This window comes from Dietzia sp. DQ11-38-2, from assembly GCF_014145055.1.
Lineage (GTDB): Bacteria > Actinomycetota > Actinomycetes > Mycobacteriales > Mycobacteriaceae > Dietzia.
Genome location: NZ_JAALDW010000220.1, coordinates 1 through 1,721 on the forward strand (window position 1 = coordinate 1; position 1,721 = coordinate 1,721).

The 1,721-nt window shown below is 72.3% G+C and carries 2 protein-coding genes; one reads left to right on the forward strand and one right to left on the reverse strand.

The window, feature by feature from the left end; translation table 11 throughout:
- A partial coding sequence (locus tag G6026_RS08055) for an aminopeptidase P family N-terminal domain-containing protein (RefSeq protein WP_182612868.1) occupies positions 1-542 on the reverse strand: 542 nt, incomplete at its 3' end.
- A gap of 133 nt (positions 543-675) precedes the next feature.
- On the opposite strand from G6026_RS08055, the gene G6026_RS08060 reads away from it, so the two are divergent.
- On the forward strand, positions 676-1,605 hold the full coding sequence (locus tag G6026_RS08060) for a 5'-3' exonuclease (protein WP_182612869.1): 930 nt from the start codon (positions 676-678) through the stop codon (positions 1,603-1,605).
- Positions 1,606-1,721: the final 116 nt, after the last annotated feature.

Sequence of the window (1,721 nt, forward strand, 5' to 3'; positions counted from 1 at the left end):
AGCTCACCCACCTGCGCTTCGGTGCGGCCGACCACGAGGAACTCACCCATCCGGGCGTGGACCGCGTCGATGCGACGGGCGGCCTCGGCGAGCTGGTCGATCTCTGAAGGGGTCTTGACGGCCCGCACGTGGTCGATCACCTCCGAGGCGAGGACCACCTCGCCGTCGACGCCCAGCTGGAGCGGCACGAGGTGGAGGGCAGGCATCGCGGTGGACACGGCGACGCGGCCGGACACCGTGCCCGCCACGAGCGGCACCGCATCCGTTCCGTCAGCCCAGGGGTGCAGGTCCGCACCCACCCGGTCGGCTGCCGCGCGGACGGCGTCGGTGAGCTCGAGGGCCGGGACGACGAGGAGGGGCACCCCGCCGCCGACGGGGACGACCATCGCCGTGAGGCGCTCGTGGGAGTCCATGCGTTCACCGGTGAGGTAGGCCATGTCCTCTCCGGAGTACACCACCACGTGGTCGATGCCGATCTCCCGCGCGCGGTCGCACACGGCCGTGAGTCGTCGGGCGTGGAGGTCCGGGGAGTCGGTGCTCATCCCCCCACCCTAGGGTCTTCCGGTTCGCCGCCGCCCGGTCGTGTCGATGCCGTGAACCGCTGGCGACGGTGCACGGGGCGACTATCCTGGCGCCGGGCCGACACCCGGCCCGATCCCGACCGGAGGAGGCGCGGTGTCCCAGGGCCCGCTCATGGTTCTCGACAGCGCCGGCCTGTGGTTCCGCGCGTTCCACTCGGTACCGGAGAAGATCACCGGGCCGGACGGTGCACCGGCCAACGCGGTGCGCGGGTTCTGCGACATGGTGTCGGTACTGCTCGAGGAGTACTCGCCGACGGGCCTGGTGGTCGCCCTCGACCGAGAGTGGCGCCCCGACTGGCGCGTCGAGCTGCTGCCCTCGTACAAGGCCCACCGGGTCGGCGACGACGGCGGTGAGGACGCGCCCGCCTCACTCCACCCCCAGGTCGGTGCGATACAGCAGATCCTCACAGCGGCCGGCATCACGCAGGCGTCCGCTTCCGACGCGGAGGCCGACGACGTTCTGGCGGAGCTCGCCGCCCGCGACCGTGAGGTGCTGGTGGTGACCGGAGATCGAGACCTGTTCCAGCTGGCGTCCGCGACCACCACGGTCGTGTACGTGGGGGCGGGGATGAGAAAGCGCCTCGCGTACACCCCGGAGGTCGTCGCGGAGCGATTCGACCTGCCCGCCGGCGACGATGCGCGGGTGTACGCGGACTACGCGGTGCTGGTCGGTGACGCCTCTGACGGTCTGCCGGGGGTGGCGGGTATCGGCACCAAGACCGCGGCCTCCCTCTTGCGGGAGTACGGAGACCTCGACGGCATCGTGGCGGCCGCCGAGGACGAGGGGTCGGGCCTCGCCGCGCGGCATCGCAGGGCGGTCCTCGAGGCCGCCGACTATCTGACCGCCGCCCGCGGGGTGGTCCGGCTCCGGACGCGGGGTGTCGAGACGGAGTTCGAGGGGGATGCCGACGGTCGGCGAGGACCCGTGGACCGCGAGAAGTTGGATCTCCTGGGAGAGGCGACCGGGCAGAGCCGAGCGATCGGACGTCTGGAGAAGGCCGCCTCGGTGCTCGACCCGGCCTGATCAGGCCATGTGGTCGAGGACGACGCCGCGACGCAGTGACCCCACGGCCGATCGCGCCGTGCGCGCCAGTTCGGGCTCCGCGACCTGTCCGACCTGGGCCAGGACGTCCACGACGA